We start from the raw sequence: 19,855 nt of genomic DNA on the forward strand, positions 1-19,855 counted from the left end.
GGGCGGGCGGGCCGTCGGGCCCGGGTCGGCCGGCGCCGGGCGGCGGCACCGCACCGGGACGGGGACCGTCGGTCGGCTCGGGCGACGGCCCGCCGGGCCGGGGGCCGGGGGCCGCCGGCGGCATCCCGCCACGCGGAGGCGGCACCGCGCCGGGGCGGGCACCGCTATCGTCCCCGTCCGGGCCGAGGTCGGCCCGCTGCTGCTTCGCCGTACGCAGGTCGTCGATCCAGCCGAACTCCTCGCCGGCGGTCGCCGCGTCCGGCTCGGGGTCGGCCTTGCCGCGCCCCCACCGGCGGCCCTTGGCACGAGGGTCGCGCCGCTCGTCGGGGCCGTCCTCCGGCCGCTCCGGACCACGCGCCATCACTGCTGACCCTCTCCGACGGCGTCACTGCCGCCCTCATTCGCCACGTTGACCTGCTCGGCGCCGGGCGGGCGACCACCGTTGACGGCGGCCTCCACCCGCGCCGCCGGCGCCGGCAGCCCGCGGACGATCCGGCGGAGCAGCGGCAGCCGGCCGGCCACCGCGCGCTCCGCGCCGTGCCCGCTGGGCCGGTAGTAGTCGGTCCCGACGAGATCGTCCGGAGCGTACTGCTGGGTGACCACCCCACGGTGGTCGTCGTGCGGATAGCGGTAGCCGGCGCCGTGCCCGAGCCCCCGGGCACCGGAGTAGTGGGCGTCGCGCAGCCCGCGGGGCACCGGTCCACCACGGCCGGCGCGGACGTCGGCGATGGCCGCGCCGATCGCCGTGGTGGCCGAGTTGGACTTCGGTGCGGTGGCCAGATGGATCACCGCCTGAGCCAGGTTGAGCTGCGCCTCGGGCAGCCCGACGTACTCGACGGCGTGCGCCGCGGCGGTGGCGACGGTCAGCGCCGTGGGGTCGGCCATGCCGACGTCCTCGCTGGCGAAGATGACCATCCGCCGGGCGATGAACCGGGCGTCCTCGCCGGCCACCAGCATCCGGGCCAGCCAGTGCAGCGCCGCGTCCACGTCCGAGCCGCGCATGCTCTTGATGAACGCGCTGGTCACGTCGTAGTGGGCGTCGCCGTCGCGGTCGTACCGGACGGCGGCGACGTCGACGGCCTGCTCGGCGGTGGCCAGGTCGATCCGCCCGGTGCCGAGCGCGGTGGCGGTGGCGGCCGCCGCCTCCAGCGCGGTGAGCGCCTTGCGTACGTCGCCGCCGGCGAGGCGGACCAGATGGTCCTCGGCCCCGGTCTCCAGGGTGAGCGCACCGGCCAGGCCGCGCTCGTCGGCGACCGCGCGGCGCAGCAGGCCACGCACGGCGTCGTCGTCCAACGGCTGGAGGGTCAGCAGGACGCAGCGGGACAGCAGTGGTGAGATGACCGAGAAGTACGGGTTCTCCGTGGTCGCCGCGAGCAGGGTGACCGTCCGGTCCTCCACCGCGGCGAGCAGCGAATCCTGCTGGGTCTTGCTGAACCGGTGCACCTCGTCGATGAAGAGCACCGTCTGTGGCCCGCCGGAGCGGCGCTGCCGGCGGGCGGCCTCGATCACCGCGCGGACGTCCTTCACGCCGGCCGTCAGCGCGGACATGGCGACGAAGCGCCGGTCGGTGACCCGGGCCACCAGATGGGCGATCGTGGTCTTGCCGCTGCCCGGCGGCCCCCAGAGGATCACCGACATCGGCGCCGCGCCCTCGACCAGCTGGCGCAGCGGCGCGCCCGGGGCGAGCAGGTGCTCCTGCCCGACGAGTTCGTCGATGCTGGCCGGCCGCATCCGAACGGGCAGGGGGGAGTCCGCCCCGACGGTGGTGAACCCGTCGACGCCGCCGGAGCCCGCGGGTGCGCTGGGCGCTCCGGCGGGTTCGCCGAGGGTGAAGAGAGCGTCGGACTCCATCACGAGAACAGTACCGGGCCGGCCCGACGACGCTGGAATCGCGCCGCTGGCCCGGCCCGGGTTGATCGGTTCCGGTCAGCCGCGACCCGGCCGCCGGCCCCGGTACCAACGGCCGCCGCGCGCGCCGGAGCCCACCCCGGCCAGGTAGAGGGAGAGCAGCAGGAAGCCGATCAGGCTGAGGGTCTGCGCGTTGAACAGGTCGGGCGCGCCGAGGTTGGTGTTCAGGAAGTCGAGCAGCAACGCGAAGCCGAACACGATGGCCGCGAGAATGGCGAGCATGGTCGTTCCTCCGGTGGGGGGTCCCAGTGGGTCGACCACGCATGTACCCGATCGGTCTGTTCGGCAATCTCCACCCTGGACGGGGCCCCGCTCAGCCGGCCGACCACCGGTCGGTGGCGAGGACGGCGTAGCGCACGGAGTCCCACCAGGCGCCCCGAACGAAGAAGTGGTCGCGACTGATCCCCTCCCGCCGCAGCCCGACCTTCTCCAGCACACGCCACGAGGCGGTGTGGTCGGGGCGGGTGGTGGCCTCCACCCGGTGCAGGCCCACCTGCTCGAACGCGAGGCGCAGCAGCAGGCCGGCGACCTCGGTGCCGAGGCCCCGCCCCCAGTGGTCCGGGTGGATCACGTACCCGATCTCCCCGCGGCGGTGCTCGGGGCTCGTCACGGTGAGGGTGCCCAGCCCGACCAGCCGGTCGGCCGACGCGGCGGCCAGCCGGTACGACAGGCGCGGTACCTCCCGCGCCGCCCGGCGCCACGCCGGCATGGCCGCCTGGACTTCGTCCGGCGACGGCGGCGACTCGTCCAGCACCCGCTCGACGACCTGCGGGTCGCTGTACAGCGCGTGCATCGCGACCAGGTCACCGTCGTCCCACTCGCGCAGCAGGCAGCGGCGGCCGGGCAGGCGTACCGGGTGTGCGGAGCGGATGCCGGGCATGAGGTCTCCTCTCGTAGGCTGGTCGCATGATCACTGCCGACCAACTCCTGGTGGGTCGGGACGCGCTGCTCGCCGCCGCCGGCCACCACCCGTACGCCCGGCACGCCCTGTGGCGGGACCATGAGGCGCGCGGCTGGCGGCGGGACGGTGCGGTGGGCTGGCTGCTGCCGCCGGGCCGGGGCCCGGTCGCTGAGGCGCTCGGGGCGTTGGGTCCGGCGCTCGACGCCTGCGCCGGCCTGGTGGCGGACGGGTCCCTGCAGGCCGGCCAGTGGCTGCACCTGCCCCGCACGTCACCGGAGGAGCTGGCCGGCCGGCTGTCCGTGGCCCGCCTCAACAACTGGGACTTCCTCTGGACCGCCACCCCGCCGCCCCCACAGGCGGAGGAGGACCGGGTGGTCCGCCTCACCGAGGCCGACCACCCGGCCCTGGCCGCGCTGGTCGAGTCGTCCTTCCCCACCACCACCACCCGTCCCGGCGACCCGCGGGTCGTCGACTGGTACGGCATCCGCGACGGTGACCGCCTGGTGGCCTGCGGTGCCGACCGCAGCCGGGGCGACATCGGTTTCCTCGCCGGGCTGACCGTGGCTCCCGACCGCCGGGGCAGTGGCCTCGGCGCGGCGCTCACCACCGGAATGACCCGCGCCCTCTTCGCCCGGTACGACCACGTGGCGCTCGGCGTCTACACGGACAACATCGGCGCGATCCGGCTCTACCGGCGCCTCGGCTACACCGGCACCGAACCCCGCAGCTCCGTCCAGCTCGGCTGAGGCCGGCCGCGGGACCTGCCTGCGCGGGCGCCGCCACGCGCCGTCCCGGCCCCCCGGGCACCGCCCGGTCGCCGGCCCGGGGCGTACCCGCCCACTCGATACCGCCACCTCGCCGACCTGGCGTCCCGGCCCGCCCGACGCCGGCAGTTCGCCGAGTTGGCGGCGGTCGGGCACGCCGGACACCGCCAGGTCAGCGACCTGGCGGTGTCCCGACCGGGCGGCCTCGGGCACGTCAGCCCGCCCGGACCGTGCCAGCCGTCGGGGCGACCGGCGCGTCGCCGACGGGCACCGCCGGCACCGGGCCGGCGCCCGGGAGGCCCGGGCCGGAGGCGGGATCGCCCGGGTCGGAGGCGGGATCGTCCGCGCCGGAGGCGGTCTCCTCCGCCGCGCTGCGGGCGGACCGGCTGGCACGCCAGGCCGGCAGGTAGAGCGGGGCGGCCAGCGCCAGCATCACGGCGCCGACCAGCATGGCGAGGCTGACGCTGCTGCGGTCGGCCAGCGCGGTCAGGATGACCGCGCCGAGCGCGAAGCCCGGTTGCCCCATCATCGAGTTCAGCGAGATGACGCTGGTCCGGTACGGCCCGTCGACCTGCCGGTGCAGCAGGCCCATGTGCAGCGGGTTGGACGCCCCGTGCACGGTGTAGCAGGCCAGGTAGGCGACGAGCACCCCGACCGGGCCGGCGAGCAGGCCCATCCCGACCACGGTCGCGCCCTGGAGCACCCGCATGAGGGCGGCAGCGGGGGCGGCGCCCAGCCGGCGCAGCAGGAACGGGGTGAGCGCGGCGCCGGCCGCGTTGGCCAGCCAGGCCGCCGAGCTGGCCGGGCCGAGCAGAGTGGCCGCCCGGTCGACGTTCCCGACCACCTCGGCGAGGCGGACCGGCAGCAGCGACTCGAAGGTGACCATGCCGAAGCTCCAGAACAGCTCGACGGCGACCAGGGCGAGCAGCACCCGGGATCGGCGCAGCAGGCCGATCGCCTGCCCGACCATCCGGGGTGCCTCGACCACCGAGGCGCGGAGTGCGGCAGCGCCCTTGGCCGGTCGGGTCTCCACCAGCAGGACCAGCAGCGCGACCAGCGACACGCCCTGCAGGACGAGGGCCACCAGCACGGGCACGGTCAGCGCGCTGACCGAGCCGATCGGGCCGAGCGCGATCAGGCCACCGCTGAGCAGCGCGCCGGCGCCGATGGCCAGGCCGCTGACGGTGCCGGCGTAGCCGAGGCCGCGCTCGTACTCGGCCTCCGGGTCGGCGGCCAGGGCGGCGTCGACGTACCAGGACTCCAGGGGGCCGCTGTCCAGCGCCCGGTAGACGCCCTGCAACGCCCAGACCAGGAAGAAGAGCCAGAACGAGTCGGCCACCGCGAAGAGGGCCAGCGAGATCAGGCTGATCACCCAGGCGGTGACGAGCACCGGCTTGCGGCCGAGCGCGTCGGCGAACCCGCCGGTGGGCAGCTCCAGCGCGAGCACGACCAGGCCCTGCGCGGTGGCCGCCATACCCATCTGGGCGAGCGACAGGCCGCGCTCCTGCATGAGCAGGATCATCACGGGGATCAGCAGGCCGCTGGGCAGCCAGCGCAGCCCGTAGAGGGTGAGGTAGCGGAACCGGACCTGGCGGACGGAAAGCGCGCTCATCGCTCCTCCTCGGACGACGGGTTGGCCAGCCGCAGGTCCGCGAGCAGCGGCAGGGCGGTGAGGAAGATCTGCACCTGCTCCGCGCCGGGCTCGTCGGGGTCGGCTTGGTTGCGGTAGCGGTCGAGGAGCTGCCACACCTCGGCCTTGAGCGTCTCGAGCCGGGCCGACGGAATGGTCATGAAGATGTCACTCATGCCGAACGCGTCGCGCCAGGCCGATGACCACTGGTGGCGGACCGCGGACCACCGCTCGGCGTGCTCGACCAGGTGCCGCACCTGGTAGTCCTCGATCCACTCGACGGCGGCGCGGGCGTCCGGGTCGTCGTCGAAGTCGGTCGGCTCCCAGTTGGTGACGTCGTGCGCGGCCCGCCAGAACCGCTGCCGGCCGGTGCCGAGGTCCGGGTCCTCGGCGACCAGCCCGACCTCGGCGAGCTGGCGCAGGTGGTAGCTGGTCGCCCCGGTGTTGGTGCCGAGCAGCTCGGCGAGGCGCGTGGCGGTGGCGGGCCCCTTCACCCGTAGCGCACCGAGCAGTCGGGTCCGCAGCGGGTGCGCCAGCACCCGCACCTGCCGGTGATCGAGCCGCACCTCGCGCGGTGCCGGCTTCCTGTCGTTCCCCATGGATGCACAATATCTGTGCACACTTTCTATGCACAAGAGTTGTGCATAGAAAGTGTGCACGATCCGACAGGTGCCCGGGACAGGCGTCAGGCGAAGAGTTCGGTAACGCCCCGCAGGCGGGTACGGAGCAGGCTGGCGGCGCGGGAGGAGTCGAGGCGTACCTCGGTGGGGTGCTGCCGGCCGGTGGCGAGGCTGGTCGTGGTCTTCAGGCCGGCCGGGTCGAGGCCGAGGCGCCGGGCCACCAGAAGGCCCAGCTCGGCCCGGCTGACCGGGTCCGGCCCGGCCACGTTGAGCAGGCCGGCATACCCGGAGGGCACCAGCTCCAGCACGGCGGCGGCGAGGTCGACCACGTCCACCGGGCAGCGGAGCTCGTCGGTGAAGAGGGCCGCCCGGCCGGCGAGCGCGTCCCGGCAGAGCTGGATCTGCTTGCTCCCCTCCCCCACGATCAGCGAGGTACGCACCAGCACCGCGCCCGGGTCGAGCGCCCGCACCGCGGTTTCCGCGGCCGCCTTCGCGGCCCCGTACGCGTTCACCGGCGTGGGCACGTCGTCGTCGCGGTACGGCGTCGGGCGCCCGCCGTGCAGCGCGTCACTGGACAGGTGCACGAGCCGGGCGCCCACCTCGGCCGCCGCGGCCGCGACGTGGGCCGCCCCGTCGGCGGTGACCGTCCAGTCGTCGTAGCGATAGGGGGTGGCGACGACGGCGTCGGGGCGCACCTCGGTCAGCAGCGCGCGGACGGCGGACCGGTCGGTGACGTCGAGCCGGCGGGCGGCCACGCCCGGCACCGCGACGGCGGCCGAGTGCCAGGTGCCGACCACCCGCTGTCCCGCCGCCACCGCCTGCCGGCACACCTCGGCGCCGAGGAAACCGCTGGCCCCCACCACGAGCAGCGTCACGCCGCCCACCTCTCCGACTCGTCGATCATGAGGCTAGCGGGGCGACACCCCGAAGCGGCGCCCGCCAACCTCATGATCAACGGCGCGAAGCATCAGGATCAGGTCGGGTCGGCGACCGGCGCCACCGGGCCGGCGGTGCCGGCGTGCGGGCCGGTGGCGGCCTTCGGCTTGGCGTCGACGCCCGCCTCGGCGCGCTGCTGCCCGGTGATCGGCGTGGGCGCGCCGGTCAGCGGGTCGAAGCCACCCCGGGTCTTCGGGAAGGCGATGACCTCGCGGATCGAGTCGGCGCCGGCCAGCAGCATGCAGATCCGGTCCCAGCCGAAGGCGATGCCGCCGTGCGGCGGCGGGCCGTACTTGAACGCCTCCAGCAGGAAGCCGAACTTGTCCTGCGCCTCCTCCGGGGAGATGCCGAGCAGGTCGAAGACCCGCTGCTGCACGTCGCCCCGGTGGATACGGACGGAGCCGCCGCCGATCTCGTTGCCGTTGCAGACGATGTCGTACGCGTAGGCCAAGGCCCGGTCGGGCGCCTCCTCGAACCGGTCCACCCAGTCGGCGTTCGGCGAGGTGAACGGGTGGTGCACGGCTGTCCAGCCGCCCTCGTCGGTGCGCTCGAACATCGGCGCGTCGACCACCCAGCAGAACGCCCAGGCGGTCTCGTCGATCAGGTTGGCCCGCTTGGCGATCTCGATCCGGGCGGCACCCAGCAGCTCCTGCGCCTCGCGGGTGTTGGTGCTGGCGGCGAAGAAGACGGCGTCGCCCGGCTTGGCGCCGACCGCGTCGGCCAGCCCGGCCAGGTGCGCCTCGGAGAGGTTCTTGGCCACCGGGCCGCGCGCCTCGCCGGTCTCCGCGTCGAGCACCACGTACGCGAGGCCGCGGGCGCCGCGCGCCTTGGCCCAGTCCTGCCAGCCGTCCAGCTCCTTGCGGCTCTGCGCCGCACCGCCCGGCATCACCACCGCGCCGACGTAGCCGCCCGCGTCGATGGCGCCGGCGAACACCCGGAACTCGGTGCCGCGCAGGTAGTCGGTCAGCTCGGTCAGCTCGACGCCGTAGCGCAGGTCCGGCTTGTCCGAGCCGTACCGGGACATGGCGTCGTGCCAGGTGATCCGCGGGATGGGCCGGGAGATCTCGTGGCCGGCCAGGTCCGACCAGAGCGCCGAGACGATCGCCTCGCCGAGCTCGATGACGTCGTCCTCGGTGACGAAGGACATCTCGATGTCGAGCTGGGTGAACTCCGGCTGCCGGTCGGCGCGGAAGTCCTCGTCCCGGTAGCAGCGGGCGATCTGGTAGTACCGCTCCATCCCGCCGACCATGAGCAGCTGCTTGAACAGCTGCGGTGACTGCGGCAGCGCGTACCAGCTGCCGGGCTGGAGGCGGACGGGGACCAGGAAGTCGCGGGCGCCCTCGGGGGTGGAGCGGGTCAGGGTGGGGGTCTCGATCTCCAGGAAGTCCCGCTCGTTCAGCACGCTGCGGGCGAGCTGGTTGGCCCGCGAGCGCAGCCGCATCGCCCTGGCCGGGCCGCTGCGGCGCAGGTCCAGGTAGCGGTACTTGAGCCGGATGTCGTCGCCGGCCTCGATCTGGTCGTCCACCGGCAGCGGCAGCGGGGCGGCCTCGGAGAGCACCTCCAGCTCGCTCGCGGTCACCTCGACCTCGCCGGTGGGCAGGTCCGGGTTCTCGTTGCCCGCGGGGCGGCGGGTCACCTCGCCGGTGACCTTCACGCAGAACTCGTTGCGCAGCGCGTGCGCGTCCTCCTCCCGGAAGACCACCTGGACCACGCCGGAGCCGTCGCGCAGGTCGACGAAGATGACACCACCGTGGTCGCGCCGGCGGGCCACCCACCCGGCGAGCGTCACCGTCGAGCCGGCGTCCGCGGCGCGCAGGCTTCCGGCGTTGTGGGTACGGATCACGGCTTGCGTCTCCTCATCTGCGGTACACGTCTGCTCCCCGCATTCTGTCAGGGCGCCCCGCCCCCCACCGCCACCGGGCGCGGTTGCGGGCCGGGGAAGGGCCCTTTCCCGACGCGGGTGCCCGCCCCGCACGCCCCGACCCGAGACGCGGAGAGCGGGCCGCCGGAGGCCGGCGACCCGCTCTGCGCGGTGTCCGTCAGGGTCAGATGATGCTGACGCCGTAGACGCTCATCGGCTCGGTGACCGGCTGGAAGTAGGTCGTGCCGCCGGTGCGGCAGTTGCCGCTGCCACCGGAGGTGAGACCGACGGCGCTGCTGCCGCTGAACAGCGAGCCGCCGCTGTCGCCGGGCTCGGCGCAGACGTTGGTGCGGATCAGGCCGGAAACGCTGCCCTCGGCGTAGTTGACGGTGGCGTTCGTCGCCTGGACGCTGCCGCCCCACAGGCCGGTGGTGCTGCCGGAGCGGGTCACGCTCATGCCGACGTACGCGTTGGCGGCGCCGGTGACGTCCCGGTAGGTGCCGTTCCACAGGTAGACGTTGCCGGCCGCGTTGGCAGAGTTGCTGTGCCGGACGATGCCGTAGTCGTTGCCCGGGAAGCTGGTGCCCGCGCGGGTGCCGAGGACGGTGGTCTGGCCGGAGTTCGAGTACCAGGTCGAGGCGATGTTGGTGCAGTGGCCGGCGGTCAGGAAGTAGGTGGTGCCGGAGCTGCTGCGGACGTTGAAGCCGAGCGAGCAGCGGCCGCCGCCGGCGGCGTAGATCGCCTGACCGCCGGAGATCCGGGTGCTCAGCACGCCGGGCTCGGCCTCGATCCGGACCGTCCCGCCGGTACGCGCGGCGGCGGCCTTGACCCGCTCCAGCTTGGCGCCGGTGACGGTGCTGTCGACCGAGACGACGACCTGGTTGGTGGCCGCGTCGACCCACCAGGCGGTGCCCGGGATCTTGGCGGACCGCTCCAGCTCGGCGGTGGCCGCCTTGAGCTTGTCGGCGCCGCGGGTGACGAGCTTCGGGGTGGCGCCGGCGGCGCGGACCTGGCGCGCGGCCGCGGCGTCGGTCACCGCGATGACCATCTTGCCGCTGCCGTCGGCGTACGTGCCGGCGGCGTGGTCGCCGAGCTTGGCGACGAGCGCGGCGGCGGCGTCCGGGGACGCGGGCGTGGCGGGGGCGGCCTGGGCGGGTGCGCCGAGGAGCGAGCCCGTGACCAGGGTGCCGGCCACGGCGACGGCAGCGGCGCGAAGGAGCGAGGACCTCGTGGGTCGCATGTAACAACCTCCAAGGAGGGGTGACGGACGCCGTCATACGGACGCGCCCGAGGACAACCCGGCCGACCTGGGGGAACCGGCCGAGTGACCAAAGTATTCACATATTTAAGATCCTGCGCAAGGTGGCACTTTGCCCGAATTGGCCCGCCCAAAAAGCAACCAGTACGCAACATTGTGGACACAGAGCGTCGTCTATACCATCGGGCCACCGCAGCACGCCGGCACCCGTGATCCGGAGGCCACCATGACCCTCGTCCGACGCGCGCTGGCGCCACCGTCGCCAGCGCCACCGCCCTCGTCCTGCTCGCCGCCACCCCCGTCGCCGCCGCCACCCCGCCACCGAACTCGATGGCCACCCTGGGCGACTCGATCACCCGCGGCTTCAACGCCTGCGGCTGGTACGTCGACTGCACCGCACGGTCGTTCAGCACCGGCGACGACACCGGGGTGAACAGCCACTACCTGCGGATCCGCGCAGTCAACCCGGCCATCCAGGGTCGCAACCTCAACGACGCGAAGACCGGCGCCAGGTCCGCCGACATGTACGGCCAGGCGGGCACCGCGGTCGGTCAGGGCGTCGATTACGTCACCATGCTCATCGGCGCCAACGACGCCTGCACCAGCTCGGAGTCCACCATGACCCCGGTGGCCACCTTCCGGGCCAACATCGACAGCGCCCTCAACCGGCTCAAGGCCGGCCTGCCGAACGCCCGGGTCGCCGTGCTCAGCATCCCGGACATCCACCGGCTCTGGTACGTCGGCAAGGACAGCGGCAGCGCCCGCAGCGCCTGGTCGGCCTTCGGGATCTGCCAGTCCATGCTGGCCAACCCGACCTCGACCGCCCAGGCCGACGTGGACCGGCGGGCCCGGGTTCGGCAGCGGGTGATCGACTACAACACCCAGCTCACCCAGGCCTGCGCCGCGTACGGGGCGAACTGCGACTTCGACGACAACGCCGTGTTCAACTACCCGTTCGTGTTGAGCCAGGTCTCCGGCTGGGACTACTTCCACCCGAACACCAGCGGGCAGGCGGTGCTCGCCAGCGTCTCGTACGCCAACGGCTTCGGCTGGTAGTCCCTCCCCCGGCCCGGCGCGCGGCCCGTCCGGTGGTCCGCGCGCCGGGTCACGCCTCAGCTCCGGCGGCGCGCCCCCGGCCCGGGGCGGGGTAGCACGTCACGCGGTTCAGTCACCTCGTGTCCCTCGGCGCAACGCATTGCGACCCGGACCTCGGCGTCGCAGTCCCGATGGGTGACGGTCAGCGGCGAACCGTCCGGATCGGCCAGGTAGCGGTCGCCCCAACCGAGCACCGCCACCAGCACCGGCCACAGGTCGAGCCCCTTGTCGGTGAGCCGGTACTCGTGCCGCATCCGGCTGCCCGGCTCCCGGTACGGCACCCGGCGCAGCACCCCCTGCTCGACCAGCATGGCGAGCCGGTTGGTGAGCACCTGCCGGGGAATGCCGGTGCGGACCCGCATGTCGTCGAAGCGGCGTACGCCGTTGAAGACCTCGCGGAGGACGACCAGCGTCCACCGCTCGCCGAGGATGGCCATCGCGCGGGCGATGGTGCAGTTCTCCACCGACCAGTCCAGTGCCGCGGGTCTCATGCCGACCAGGCTAGGTCTGATTGACAGACTCAGCAACGCGCTGCGAGGCTGGGTCCATGACACAGACGCAGGACCGCAGCCGCACCTTCTCCTGGTCCGACCCGCTGGCCGGAGCCGCGCACGTCGGTCAGCGCAGCGGCCTGGAACTGCTGCGCGCGATGATCGCCGGGGAGCTGGCTGCGCCGCCGATCATGCACCTGATCGACATGGCCCGGATGGCGGCGGACGAGGGCCGGGTCACCGTCGAGCTGGTGCCGCAGGAGTTCCACTACAACCCGCTCGGCACCGTGCACGGTGGAGTCATCTCCACCCTCCTCGACACCGCCGCCGGGTGTGCCGTCCACAGCACGTTGCCGGCCGGCGTCGGCTACACCTCGCTCGACCTGAACGTGAAGTTCCTCCGGCCGGTCACGGTCGACAGCGGCCGGCTGCGCTGCGCGGGCACCGTGCTCCAGCGCGGCCGGCGTACCGCCCTGGCCGAGGCGCGCCTGACCGACACGAAGGACCGCCTCATCGCCCACGCCACGTCGTCCTGCCTGCTCTTCCCGCTCGACGCCCCCGTCTGACCCGGCGGGCACACCCATCCGCGCCGCCTCGCCCGCGCGCGCCGCCGCCATGGCCACTCTTTCCCGGAAAGGGTGGCCATGGCCCTCGGCATGAGCCCTCTTTCCCGGAAAATGCGACCTCGTCGAGGCGAGGCGGGGCGGCAGGGCGAGGCGGGCGGGGAAGGGGCAGCGGGCGGGCGTGGGGTCAGCGGGCGAGGGTGAGACGGGCGGCGCGGGCGGCGCGCTTCTCCTCGAAGCGGGCCGCCTGGACCTCCAGGGTGTCGAGGTGGGCGGCGATCTGGTCGCGGGCGGCCTCGCCGTCGGCGTCCAGCCCGGTCGCCTCGAAGAGGTTCCACTGCCGCAACACCGGAACGACCACCTCGTCCCGGTGCTGGCGCAGGTCGTAGATGCCGGCCAGGGCGATCGCCACCGACTTGCGGGCGAAGCCGTCGATGCCGACGCCCGGCATCTGGAAGTCGGCCAGCACGTCCGCGACCGCCCGCATGGCCTGGCTCGGTGCCAGCTCGAAGGCCGCGCCGAGCAGGTTGCGGTAGAAGACCATGTGCAGGTTCTCGTCGGCCGCCACCCGGGCCAGCAGCGCCTCGCAGGTCGGGTCACCGGTGGCCCGACCGGTGTTGCGGTGCGAGATGCGGGTGGCCAGCTCCTGGAACGAGACGTACGCGAGCGAGTGGAGCACCTCGTCGTCGTGCGTGTTGCGGTAGCCGGCCGACATGTGCACCATCCGGGCCCGCTCCAGCGCCACCGGGTCGACCGCCCGGGTCACCGTGAGGTAGTCCCGGATGGCAGTGCCGTGCCGCCCCTCCTCGGCGGTCCACCGGTGCACCCAGGTGCCCCACGCGCCGTCCCGGCCGAAGAGGGTGGCGATCTCGTGGTGGTAGGAGGGCAGGTTGTCCTCGGTGAGCAGGTTGACGATCAGCGCGGTCCGGGCCACCTCAGGCAGCGTGGAGTCCGTCTCCGCCCACGGTTCCCCGCCGAGCGGGCCGTCGAAGGTACGCCCCTCGCTCCACGGCACGTACTCGTGCGGGAACCATTCCTTCGCCAGCGACAGGTGCCGGTCGAGGTTCTTCTCCACCACGGGTTCGAGTTCGTGGAGGAGGGCGGTCTGGCTGAGCACGGTCACGAGGTTCTCCCTACGGTGGCGTAACTTACGCCACCGTAGGTCGAAACCTCGTCAGGCGCCAGTCGGGGCGGGTCCGACCAGCGGCTTCAGGTCCGCCTGGGGCGGCATCCACTCGCCCGCCGCCGCGGCCACCTGCTCGCCCGAGCGGATGTCCTTCACCTGGTCGCCCTCGGCGCCGGGGAACCAGACGTACGGGATGCCGCGCCGCTCGGCGTAGCGGATCTGCTTGCCGAACTTGGCGGCGCTGGGCGACACCTCCGTGGGGATGCCCCGGGAGCGCAGCGCCTCGGCGACCCGGTTGCTCGCCGGCCGCTCCTCCTCGGTGGTGACCGCGACCAGCACGCAGGTCGGCACGCTGCGGGAGACCGACAGCGCCTCCGCGCCGAAGAGCAGGCCGAGCAGCCGGGTCACCCCGATGGAGATGCCCACCCCGGGGAACCGGACGTTGCCCGAGCTGGCCAGGTTGTCGTACCGGCCGCCGGAGCAGACCGAACCGAACCGCTCGTAGCCGATCATCTGCGTCTCGTAGACCGTGCCGGTGTAGTAGTCCAGGCCGCGGGCGATGCGCAGGTCGGCGACGCAGAGGCCGGGCGAGTGCGCGGCGGCGGTCTCCACCACCGCGACCAGCTCCGCGATGCCCTCGTCCAGCAGCGGGTCGCTCACCCCGAGGGCGCGCACCGCGTCGGCGAACGAGCCGTCCGGCGCGGAGATCTCGGCCAGCGCCAGGACCGCCTTGGCCTGTGCCTCACTCGCCCCGGCGGTCTCCGCCAGCAGCTCGACCACCCGGGTCGGGCCGATCTTGTCGAGCTTGTCGACCGCGCGCAGCGCCGCCTCCGGGTCGGTCAGCCCGATCCCCCGGTAGAAGCCCTCGCAGATCTTGCGGTTGTTGACCTGGATCCGCACGGGCGGGATCGGCAGCGAGCGCAGCGCGTCACCGATCACCAGCGGCATCTCGGCCTCGTAGTGGGCCGGCAGGGTGTCCCGGTCGACGATGTCGATGTCGGCCTGGAGAAACTCGCGGTAGCGCCCCTCCTGCGGCCGCTCCCCCCGCCACACCTTCTGGATCTGGTAGCGGCGGAACGGGAACTGCAGCTTGCCGGCGTTCTCCAGCACGTACCGGGCGAACGGCACGGTCAGGTCGAAGTGCAGGCCGAGCGCGTCGTCGCTGGTCGCCCCCTCCGGGTCGGCCTGCAGCCGGCGCAGCACGTAGACCTCCTTGGAGGTCTCCCCCTTGCGCAGGAGCTGGTCCAGTGGCTCGACCGAGCGGGTCTCCAGCGGGGCGAAGCCGTACAGCTCGAAGGTGGCCCGGATCCGGTCGAGGACGAACTGCTCGACCATCCGCTGGGCGGGCGTCCACTCCGGGAAGCCGGAGATGGGCGTGGGCTTGCTCATGGCGTACTCCTTGAATCCGCGCCGACGGCTCGGTGCGGGCGTGGGCCGCGGCCGGGGCTACAGGCCGCGGGTGGGCACGGCCGGGCGCGCGGCGCCGGTCCCCGCCACCTCGATGAGGTACGGGTTGGTCGCGCGCTCGCGGCCGATGGTGGTCGCGGGGCCGTGGCCGGGCAGCACGACGGTGTCGTCGGCCAGCGGGAGGACCTTCTCCCGGAGGCTGGCCAGCATGCGGGGCATGCTGCCGCCCGGCAGGTCGGTGCGGCCGATCGAGCCGGCGAAGAGCACGTCACCGGAGAGGCAGATCTGCTCGGCCTCCCAGGGCGAGCCGGCGCCGGGCAGCCGGAACAGCACCGACCCGCCGGTATGGCCGGGCGCGTGGTCGACGGTGATCTCCAGGCCGGCGAGGCTGAGCGTGGCGCCGTCGGTCAGCTCGGCCACGTCCTCCGGCTCGGCGTACGGCAGCCGACCGCCGAAGAGCTGGGTGAGGTCCATGGAGAGCGCCTTGGCCGGGTCGGCGAGCAGCTCCCGGTCGTCCGGGTGGACGTAGGCGGGGATGCCCCGCGCGCCGCAGACCGGCGCCACGGAGAAGGTGTGGTCGAGGTGGCCGTGGGTGAGCAGCACGGCGGCCGGGTGCAGGCGGTGCTCGGCGAGCACGGCGTCGAGCCGGTCGAGCACCCCGATGCCGGGGTCGACCACCACGCACTGCTCCCCCGGCGCGGTCGCCACCACGTAGCAGTTGGTGCCGAAGGCGTCCGCGGGAAAGCCGGCCACGAGCACGTCCGCTCCCCTTCCGTTCGAGTCGTCGTCCCCGTCAGCAGCCTAGTCGCCCCGGCCACCGGGTTCCGTCGACCCACTCGTCCCACCGACCCCGCCGGACCCACCGACAAACGTCTGATAGACCCCTGCCCCGACCTCGTACACCACTTTCCCAGTCGGTACCCGTACACTCTGGCGGGCGTGTGGCGTGGCGCACCTTCCGCCGGACGGCCGGACGGCGCCCCACGGGCGAGGACCAGGGTAGAGGAAGGGGAGCACGGGTGGCTTCCAGCAGGGACCGGCAGCGCAAACTGGCGCGGGCCAAGCTCGACCGGCAGCTCGCCCGGCGGGCCGCCGCCGCGAAGCGCCGCCGGCAGATCCAGGCCGGCGTCGGCGCCGCGATCGTGCTCGCGCTGATCGTGGTCGGCTCGGCTTGGGCGCTCGGCGCGTTCGACTCGAAGCCGGAGCAGAAGGCCGCCGAGGACGTCTGCGTCTGGACCCCGCAGGACGTCGGCGCCAACACCAACCTCAAGGACGTCGGCACGCCGGCCACCACCGGGCTGCCGACCGCCGGCACGCGGAGCATGACGGTCACCACCAACCAGGGTGCCCCGATCACCGCCGAGCTCGACCTCACCGCGGCCCCGTGCGCGGCGGCGAGCATCTCCTTCCTGGCCGGCAAGACGTTCTACGACAACACCAAGTGCCACGAGATCACCGCCGAGGGCGCGCTGCGCTGCGGCGACCCGAGCGGCACCGGCATCGGCGGCCCGGCGTACTCGTTCTACGACGAGAACGTCCCGGCCGCCCCGGAGCCGAGCCCCTCCGCCTCACCGGCCCCGAACGAGCCCCCGGCGTACCCGAAGGGCACGGTCGCCATGATCGCCAGCCCGCCGGGCGCCAACGGCAGCCAGTTCCTGATCTTCTTCAAGGACTTCAACCCGGACAAGCCGGCCTACCCGGTCATCGGCAAGGTCACCGGTGGGCTCGCCGTGGTGGAGAAGATCGGTGCCCTGGAGACCGTGGACAATGGGAGTGGGGCCAAGGTCAAGCCCAAGACGGACGTGTTGATCCAGAGCCTCACCGTCGGCGAGCCGAACGCCGCACCGGTGGCGAGCCCCAGCGCCGGCTGACCCGGCGCCCCACCCGAACAGCAGCGGCAGCGCCGCACGAAGAGCACCGTAAGGAGTGACCGTGACGTCCACGAGAGAGCGGCAGCGCGCGGCGGCGCGGGCCCGACTCGAGCGGGAGATGGCCGAACGCGCCGGTAAGGCCCGCAAGCGCCGGCAGACGCAGGCCATCATCGGCGCCGCGGCCGTGCTGGTGCTCGTGGTCGCCGGCACCGTCTGGCTGGCCACCTCGCTCGGCGGCGACAAGAAGCAGAACACGGCCGCCAACACCGAGGGCTACGCCGAGTGCGCCTACACCGAGGTGCCCAAGGATGCCCGGTCCAAGCAAATCAAGGACGTCGGGCTGCCCTCGAACCAGCAGGACAACAAGGGCACCCAGACGATGACGATCGACACCAACCTGGGTGCGATCACCGCCAAGATCGACCGGAGCAAGGTGCCCTGCACCGCCGGCAGCTTCACCCACCTGGCCAGCAAGGGCTTCTTCGACAACACCAAGTGCCACCGGTTGGTGACCCAGGGAATCCAGGTGCTCCAGTGCGGCGATCCGAGCGCGACCGGCAACGGCTGGCGGGAGACCGACGGCACCGGCGGCCCGAGCTACAACCTGGCCGAGGAGAACCTGCCCACCGACAAGCGGCCGCCGTACCCCGACGGCGTCATCGCGATGGCCAACTCCGGCCAGCCGGGCAGCACCGGCAGCCAGTTCTTCATCGTCTACGGCGACTCCCAGCTCGACCCGAACTACACGGTGCTGGGCACCATCACCGGCGGCATGGACGTGGTCAAGCAGGTCGCGGCGGCCGGCGACGACGGCGCCTTCGCCCAGCAGGCCGGTGGCGGCCACCCCAAGAAGGAGGTCGTCATCAACAAGCTGGCGATGAGCGACATCCAGGGCGGCTGACCCCGTACGACGCACACGAAAGCGCCCGCCGGCTGACGCCGGCGGGCGCTTTCGTGTGTCGGTGTCTCAGGCCCCCGACGTCACCCGGTAGGCGTCGAAGACCCCGTCGACCTTGCGGACCGCGGCCAGCAGGTGCCCCAGGTGCTTCGGGTCGGCCATCTCGAAGCTGAACCGGCTCACCGCCACCCGGTCCCGGGTGGTGGTGACGGTGGCGGAGAGGATGTTGACCCGCTCGTCGGAGAGCACCCGGGTGACGTCGGCCAGCAGCTTGTGCCGGTCCAGCGCCTCCACCTGGATGGCGACCAGGAACGTCGAGGCGGAGGTGAGCTTCCAGTTCACCTCGACCACCCGCTCGCTCTGCGCCTTGAGGTCCTCGGCGTTGGCGCAGTCGTCGCGGTGCACGCTCACTCCGCCGGAGCGGGTGACGAAGCCGAACACGGCGTCCGGCGGTACCGGCGTGCAGCAACGGGCCAGCTTGATCCATACGTCGCTGACGCCCCGGACCACCACGCCCGGGTCGTGACTGCTGGACCGGCTGCGCGGCGGCCGGGTGGCGACCGCCGTCTCGGCGATGTCCTCGGCCGCGCCCTCCTCGCCGCCGTACGTGGCCATCAGCTTCTGCACCACCGACTGGGCGGAGACCTGGCTGTCGCCGACCGCGGCGTAGAGCGAGGCGACATCGGCCAGGTGCAGGTCCCGGGCGATCGCCATCAGGTTGTCGGAAGTGAGCATCCGCTGCAACGGCATGCCCTGCTTGCGCATCGCCTTGACGATCGAGTCCTTGCCGGCCTCGATCGCCTCCTCGCGCCGCTCCTTGTTGAAGTACTGGCGGATCTTGGTCCGGGCGCGCGGGCTCTTGACGAAGCCGAGCCAGTCCTGGGTCGGGCCGGCCGTGTCGGACTTCGAGGTGAAGATCTCGATCACGTCGCCGTTGGACAACGTCGACTCCAGCGGCACCAGCTTGCCGTTGACCCGGGCGCCGATGCACTTGTGCCCGACCTCGGTGTGCACCGCGTACGCGAAGTCCACCGGCGTCGACCCGGTCGGCAACGGGATGACGTCACCCTTCGGGGTGAAGACGTACACCTCCTGGCTGGACAGGTCGAACCGGAGCGCGTCGAGGAACTCGCTCGGGTCGGCCGCCTCCCGCTGCCAGTCGAGCAGTTGGCGGAGCCAGGTCATCTCGTCGATGTGCGCCGGCGGGCCGACGATCTGGGTGCCCTTGTGCTCCTTGTACTTCCAGTGTGCGGCGATGCCGAACTCGGCGGTGCGGTGCATCGCGTACGTGCGGATCTGCATCTCCACCGGCTTGCCGGTGGGCCCGATGACCGTCGTGTGCAACGACTGGTACATGTTGAACTTGGGCATGGCGATGTAGTCCTTGAACCGGCCCGGCACCGGCTGCCAGTTGGCGTGGATGACCCCCAGCGCCGCGTAGCAGTCCCGCACCGTGTCGACCAGGATCCGCACGCCGACCAGATCGTAGATGTCGTTGAAGTCGCGACCCCGCACGATCATCTTCTGGTAGATCGAGTAGAGGTGCTTCGGCCGCCCGGTGACCTCCGCCTTGATCTTGGCGGCCTTCAGGTCGGTGCCGACCTTCTGGGTCACCTGGCGCAGCAGCGCCTCCCGCTGCGGCTGGTGCTCCCCGATGAGGCGGTTGATCTCCTCGTACCGCTTCGGGAACAGCGTGCCGAAGGCGAGGTCCTCCAGCTCCCACTTGATGGTGTTCATACCGAGGCGGTGCGCCAGGGGGGCCAGGATCTCCAGCGTCTCCTTCGCCTTCTGCTCCTGCTTGGGCCGGGGCAGGAAGGTGAGGGTACGCATGTTGTGCAGCCGGTCGGCCAGCTTGATCACCAGGACCCGGGGGTCCTTGGCCATGGCGACGACCATCTTGCGGATCGTCTCCGCCTTGGCCGCGTCGCCGAGCTTGACCTTGTCGAGCTTGGTGACGCCGTCGACCAGCAGGGTGACCTCGGGACCGAAGTCGGCCCGCATCTGGTCGAGGGTGTATTCCGTGTCCTCGATCGTGTCGTGCAGCAGCGCCGCCACCAGGGTGGTGGTGTCCATCCCGAGGTTGGCCAGGATCGTCGCCACCGCCAGGGGATGGGTGATGTACGGGTCGCCGGACTTGCGGTACTGACCCGAGTGCCAGCGCGCGGCGGTGTCGAACGCCCGTTGGAGCAGCCGGGCGTCGGCCTTCGGGTGATTCTCCCGGTGGGTGGCGATCAGCGGTTCCAGCACCTCGCTGACCTGCGAGGTCTGCCACGGCGCGTTGAACCGGGCCAGCCGGGCGCGCACCCGGCGGCCGGTCGGGGCGTTGGAGAGCGCGAAGCCACCGCCGGGGGACGGTTCACCCGCGTCGGTCCGCAATGGCACCACGACCGCCCCGGACGACGCACCGCCGTCCGTCCTGGCGTCGGGCCCGCCGCCGGAACCGGTCACCCGGGCCGGCGGGTTGCCGCTCCGCTCGGTCACCGAGCCGTCCGCGTCGCCTGTCGGGTGCACCGTGCCCTCCACCGG

18 protein-coding genes and 1 pseudogene are annotated in these 19,855 nt (G+C 72.8%); 5 read left to right on the forward strand and 14 right to left on the reverse strand.

The window, feature by feature from the left end:
- From A6A27_RS46830 to A6A27_RS17695, 4 genes and pseudogenes are all read right to left on the reverse strand, one after another.
- Positions 1–361 (reverse strand): annotated as a pseudogene (locus A6A27_RS46830) (hypothetical protein); the annotation flags it as partial.
- On the reverse strand, positions 361–1,851 hold the full coding sequence (locus A6A27_RS17685; protein ID WP_073835720.1) for a replication-associated recombination protein A: 1,491 nt from the start codon (positions 1,849–1,851) through the stop codon (positions 361–363). The pseudogene A6A27_RS46830 and the gene A6A27_RS17685, both read right to left, overlap by 1 nt.
- Positions 1,852–1,926: 75 nt before the next feature.
- On the reverse strand, positions 1,927–2,130 hold the full coding sequence (locus A6A27_RS17690) for a hypothetical protein (RefSeq protein WP_073835721.1): 204 nt from the start codon (positions 2,128–2,130) through the stop codon (positions 1,927–1,929).
- Positions 2,131–2,221: 91 nt separating this feature from the next.
- A complete protein-coding gene (locus A6A27_RS17695) occupies positions 2,222–2,788 on the reverse strand; it encodes a GNAT family N-acetyltransferase (protein ID WP_073835722.1) in 567 nt (188 codons plus the stop codon).
- Between the two features lie 26 nt (positions 2,789–2,814).
- Between A6A27_RS17695 and A6A27_RS17700 the strand changes: the two genes are divergently transcribed.
- On the forward strand, positions 2,815–3,555 hold the full coding sequence (locus tag A6A27_RS17700; RefSeq protein ID WP_073835723.1) for a GNAT family N-acetyltransferase: 741 nt from the start codon (positions 2,815–2,817) through the stop codon (positions 3,553–3,555).
- Positions 3,556–3,787: 232 nt separating this feature from the next.
- Here A6A27_RS17700 and A6A27_RS17705 read toward each other — a convergent pair whose 3' ends face one another.
- The 5 genes from A6A27_RS17705 to A6A27_RS17725 form a co-directional block, all read right to left on the reverse strand.
- Positions 3,788–5,185, reverse strand: a complete 1,398-nt coding sequence (locus tag A6A27_RS17705) for an MFS transporter (protein ID WP_073835724.1) — start codon at positions 5,183–5,185, stop codon at positions 3,788–3,790.
- Positions 5,182–5,802 (reverse strand): ArsR/SmtB family transcription factor, encoded by a 621-nt coding sequence (locus tag A6A27_RS17710; protein WP_073835725.1) that lies wholly within the window; start codon positions 5,800–5,802, stop codon positions 5,182–5,184. Before A6A27_RS17710 ends, A6A27_RS17705 begins: the two co-directional genes overlap by 4 nt.
- An 86-nt stretch (positions 5,803–5,888) precedes the next feature.
- Positions 5,889–6,698, reverse strand: coding sequence for a sugar nucleotide-binding protein (locus A6A27_RS17715; RefSeq protein WP_073835842.1), 810 nt, complete (start codon positions 6,696–6,698; stop codon positions 5,889–5,891).
- A 98-nt stretch (positions 6,699–6,796) separates the two neighbouring features.
- Positions 6,797–8,602 (reverse strand): aspartate--tRNA ligase, encoded by a 1,806-nt coding sequence (gene aspS, locus A6A27_RS17720; protein WP_073835726.1) that lies wholly within the window; start codon positions 8,600–8,602, stop codon positions 6,797–6,799.
- A 202-nt stretch (positions 8,603–8,804) separates the two neighbouring features.
- Positions 8,805–9,860 (reverse strand): S1 family peptidase, encoded by a 1,056-nt coding sequence (locus A6A27_RS17725; RefSeq protein WP_073835727.1) that lies wholly within the window; start codon positions 9,858–9,860, stop codon positions 8,805–8,807.
- Between the two features lie 348 nt (positions 9,861–10,208).
- Between A6A27_RS17725 and A6A27_RS17730 the strand changes: the two genes are divergently transcribed.
- The gene (locus tag A6A27_RS17730; protein WP_241825315.1) at positions 10,209–10,934 is read left to right on the forward strand and encodes an SGNH/GDSL hydrolase family protein; all 726 of its coding nucleotides are present in this window, start codon (positions 10,209–10,211) and stop codon (positions 10,932–10,934) included.
- A 56-nt stretch (positions 10,935–10,990) separates the two neighbouring features.
- Here the strand turns inward: A6A27_RS17730 and A6A27_RS17735 are convergent, their stop codons facing one another.
- Complete coding sequence (locus tag A6A27_RS17735; RefSeq protein WP_073835729.1) at positions 10,991–11,464, reverse strand: winged helix-turn-helix transcriptional regulator; 474 nt, start codon at positions 11,462–11,464, stop codon at positions 10,991–10,993.
- A gap of 56 nt (positions 11,465–11,520) precedes the next feature.
- On the opposite strand from A6A27_RS17735, the gene A6A27_RS17740 reads away from it, so the two are divergent.
- The gene (locus A6A27_RS17740) at positions 11,521–12,030 is read left to right on the forward strand and encodes a PaaI family thioesterase (RefSeq protein WP_073835730.1); all 510 of its coding nucleotides are present in this window, start codon (positions 11,521–11,523) and stop codon (positions 12,028–12,030) included.
- 184 nt (positions 12,031–12,214) lie between these two features.
- On the opposite strand, the gene A6A27_RS17745 is transcribed toward A6A27_RS17740, so the two are convergent.
- From A6A27_RS17745 to A6A27_RS17755, 3 genes are read right to left on the reverse strand one after another with little or no spacing between them, the layout of a single operon-like run.
- Positions 12,215–13,150: an acyl-ACP desaturase gene (locus tag A6A27_RS17745; RefSeq protein ID WP_073835731.1), complete on the reverse strand. Its 936-nt coding sequence runs from the start codon at positions 13,148–13,150 to the stop codon at positions 12,215–12,217.
- 51 nt (positions 13,151–13,201) lie between these two features.
- Positions 13,202–14,542 carry a histidine--tRNA ligase gene (hisS, locus tag A6A27_RS17750; RefSeq protein ID WP_073835732.1) on the reverse strand — a complete coding sequence of 447 codons (1,341 nt, stop codon included), beginning with the start codon at positions 14,540–14,542 and terminating at the stop codon, positions 13,202–13,204.
- Positions 14,543–14,599: 57 nt separating this feature from the next.
- On the reverse strand, positions 14,600–15,319 hold the full coding sequence (locus A6A27_RS17755; protein ID WP_073835733.1) for an MBL fold metallo-hydrolase: 720 nt from the start codon (positions 15,317–15,319) through the stop codon (positions 14,600–14,602).
- 260 nt (positions 15,320–15,579) lie between these two features.
- Here A6A27_RS17755 and A6A27_RS17760 point away from each other — a divergent pair, with 260 nt between their 5' ends.
- Both A6A27_RS17760 and A6A27_RS17765 read left to right on the forward strand, forming a co-directional pair.
- Positions 15,580–16,431, forward strand: a complete 852-nt coding sequence (locus tag A6A27_RS17760) for a peptidylprolyl isomerase (RefSeq protein ID WP_073835734.1) — start codon at positions 15,580–15,582, stop codon at positions 16,429–16,431.
- Positions 16,432–16,492: 61 nt separating this feature from the next.
- On the forward strand, positions 16,493–17,332 hold the full coding sequence (locus A6A27_RS17765) for a peptidylprolyl isomerase (protein WP_073835735.1): 840 nt from the start codon (positions 16,493–16,495) through the stop codon (positions 17,330–17,332).
- Between the two features lie 66 nt (positions 17,333–17,398).
- Here the strand turns inward: A6A27_RS17765 and A6A27_RS17770 are convergent, their stop codons facing one another.
- Positions 17,399–19,852 carry a RelA/SpoT family protein gene (locus A6A27_RS17770; RefSeq protein WP_198940355.1) on the reverse strand — a complete coding sequence of 818 codons (2,454 nt, stop codon included), beginning with the start codon at positions 19,850–19,852 and terminating at the stop codon, positions 17,399–17,401.
- Positions 19,853–19,855 lie beyond the last annotated feature (3 nt).

Origin of the sequence: Micromonospora sp. CB01531, assembly GCF_001905095.1 — a bacterium.
Taxonomy (GTDB): Bacteria; Actinomycetota; Actinomycetes; order Mycobacteriales; family Micromonosporaceae; genus Micromonospora.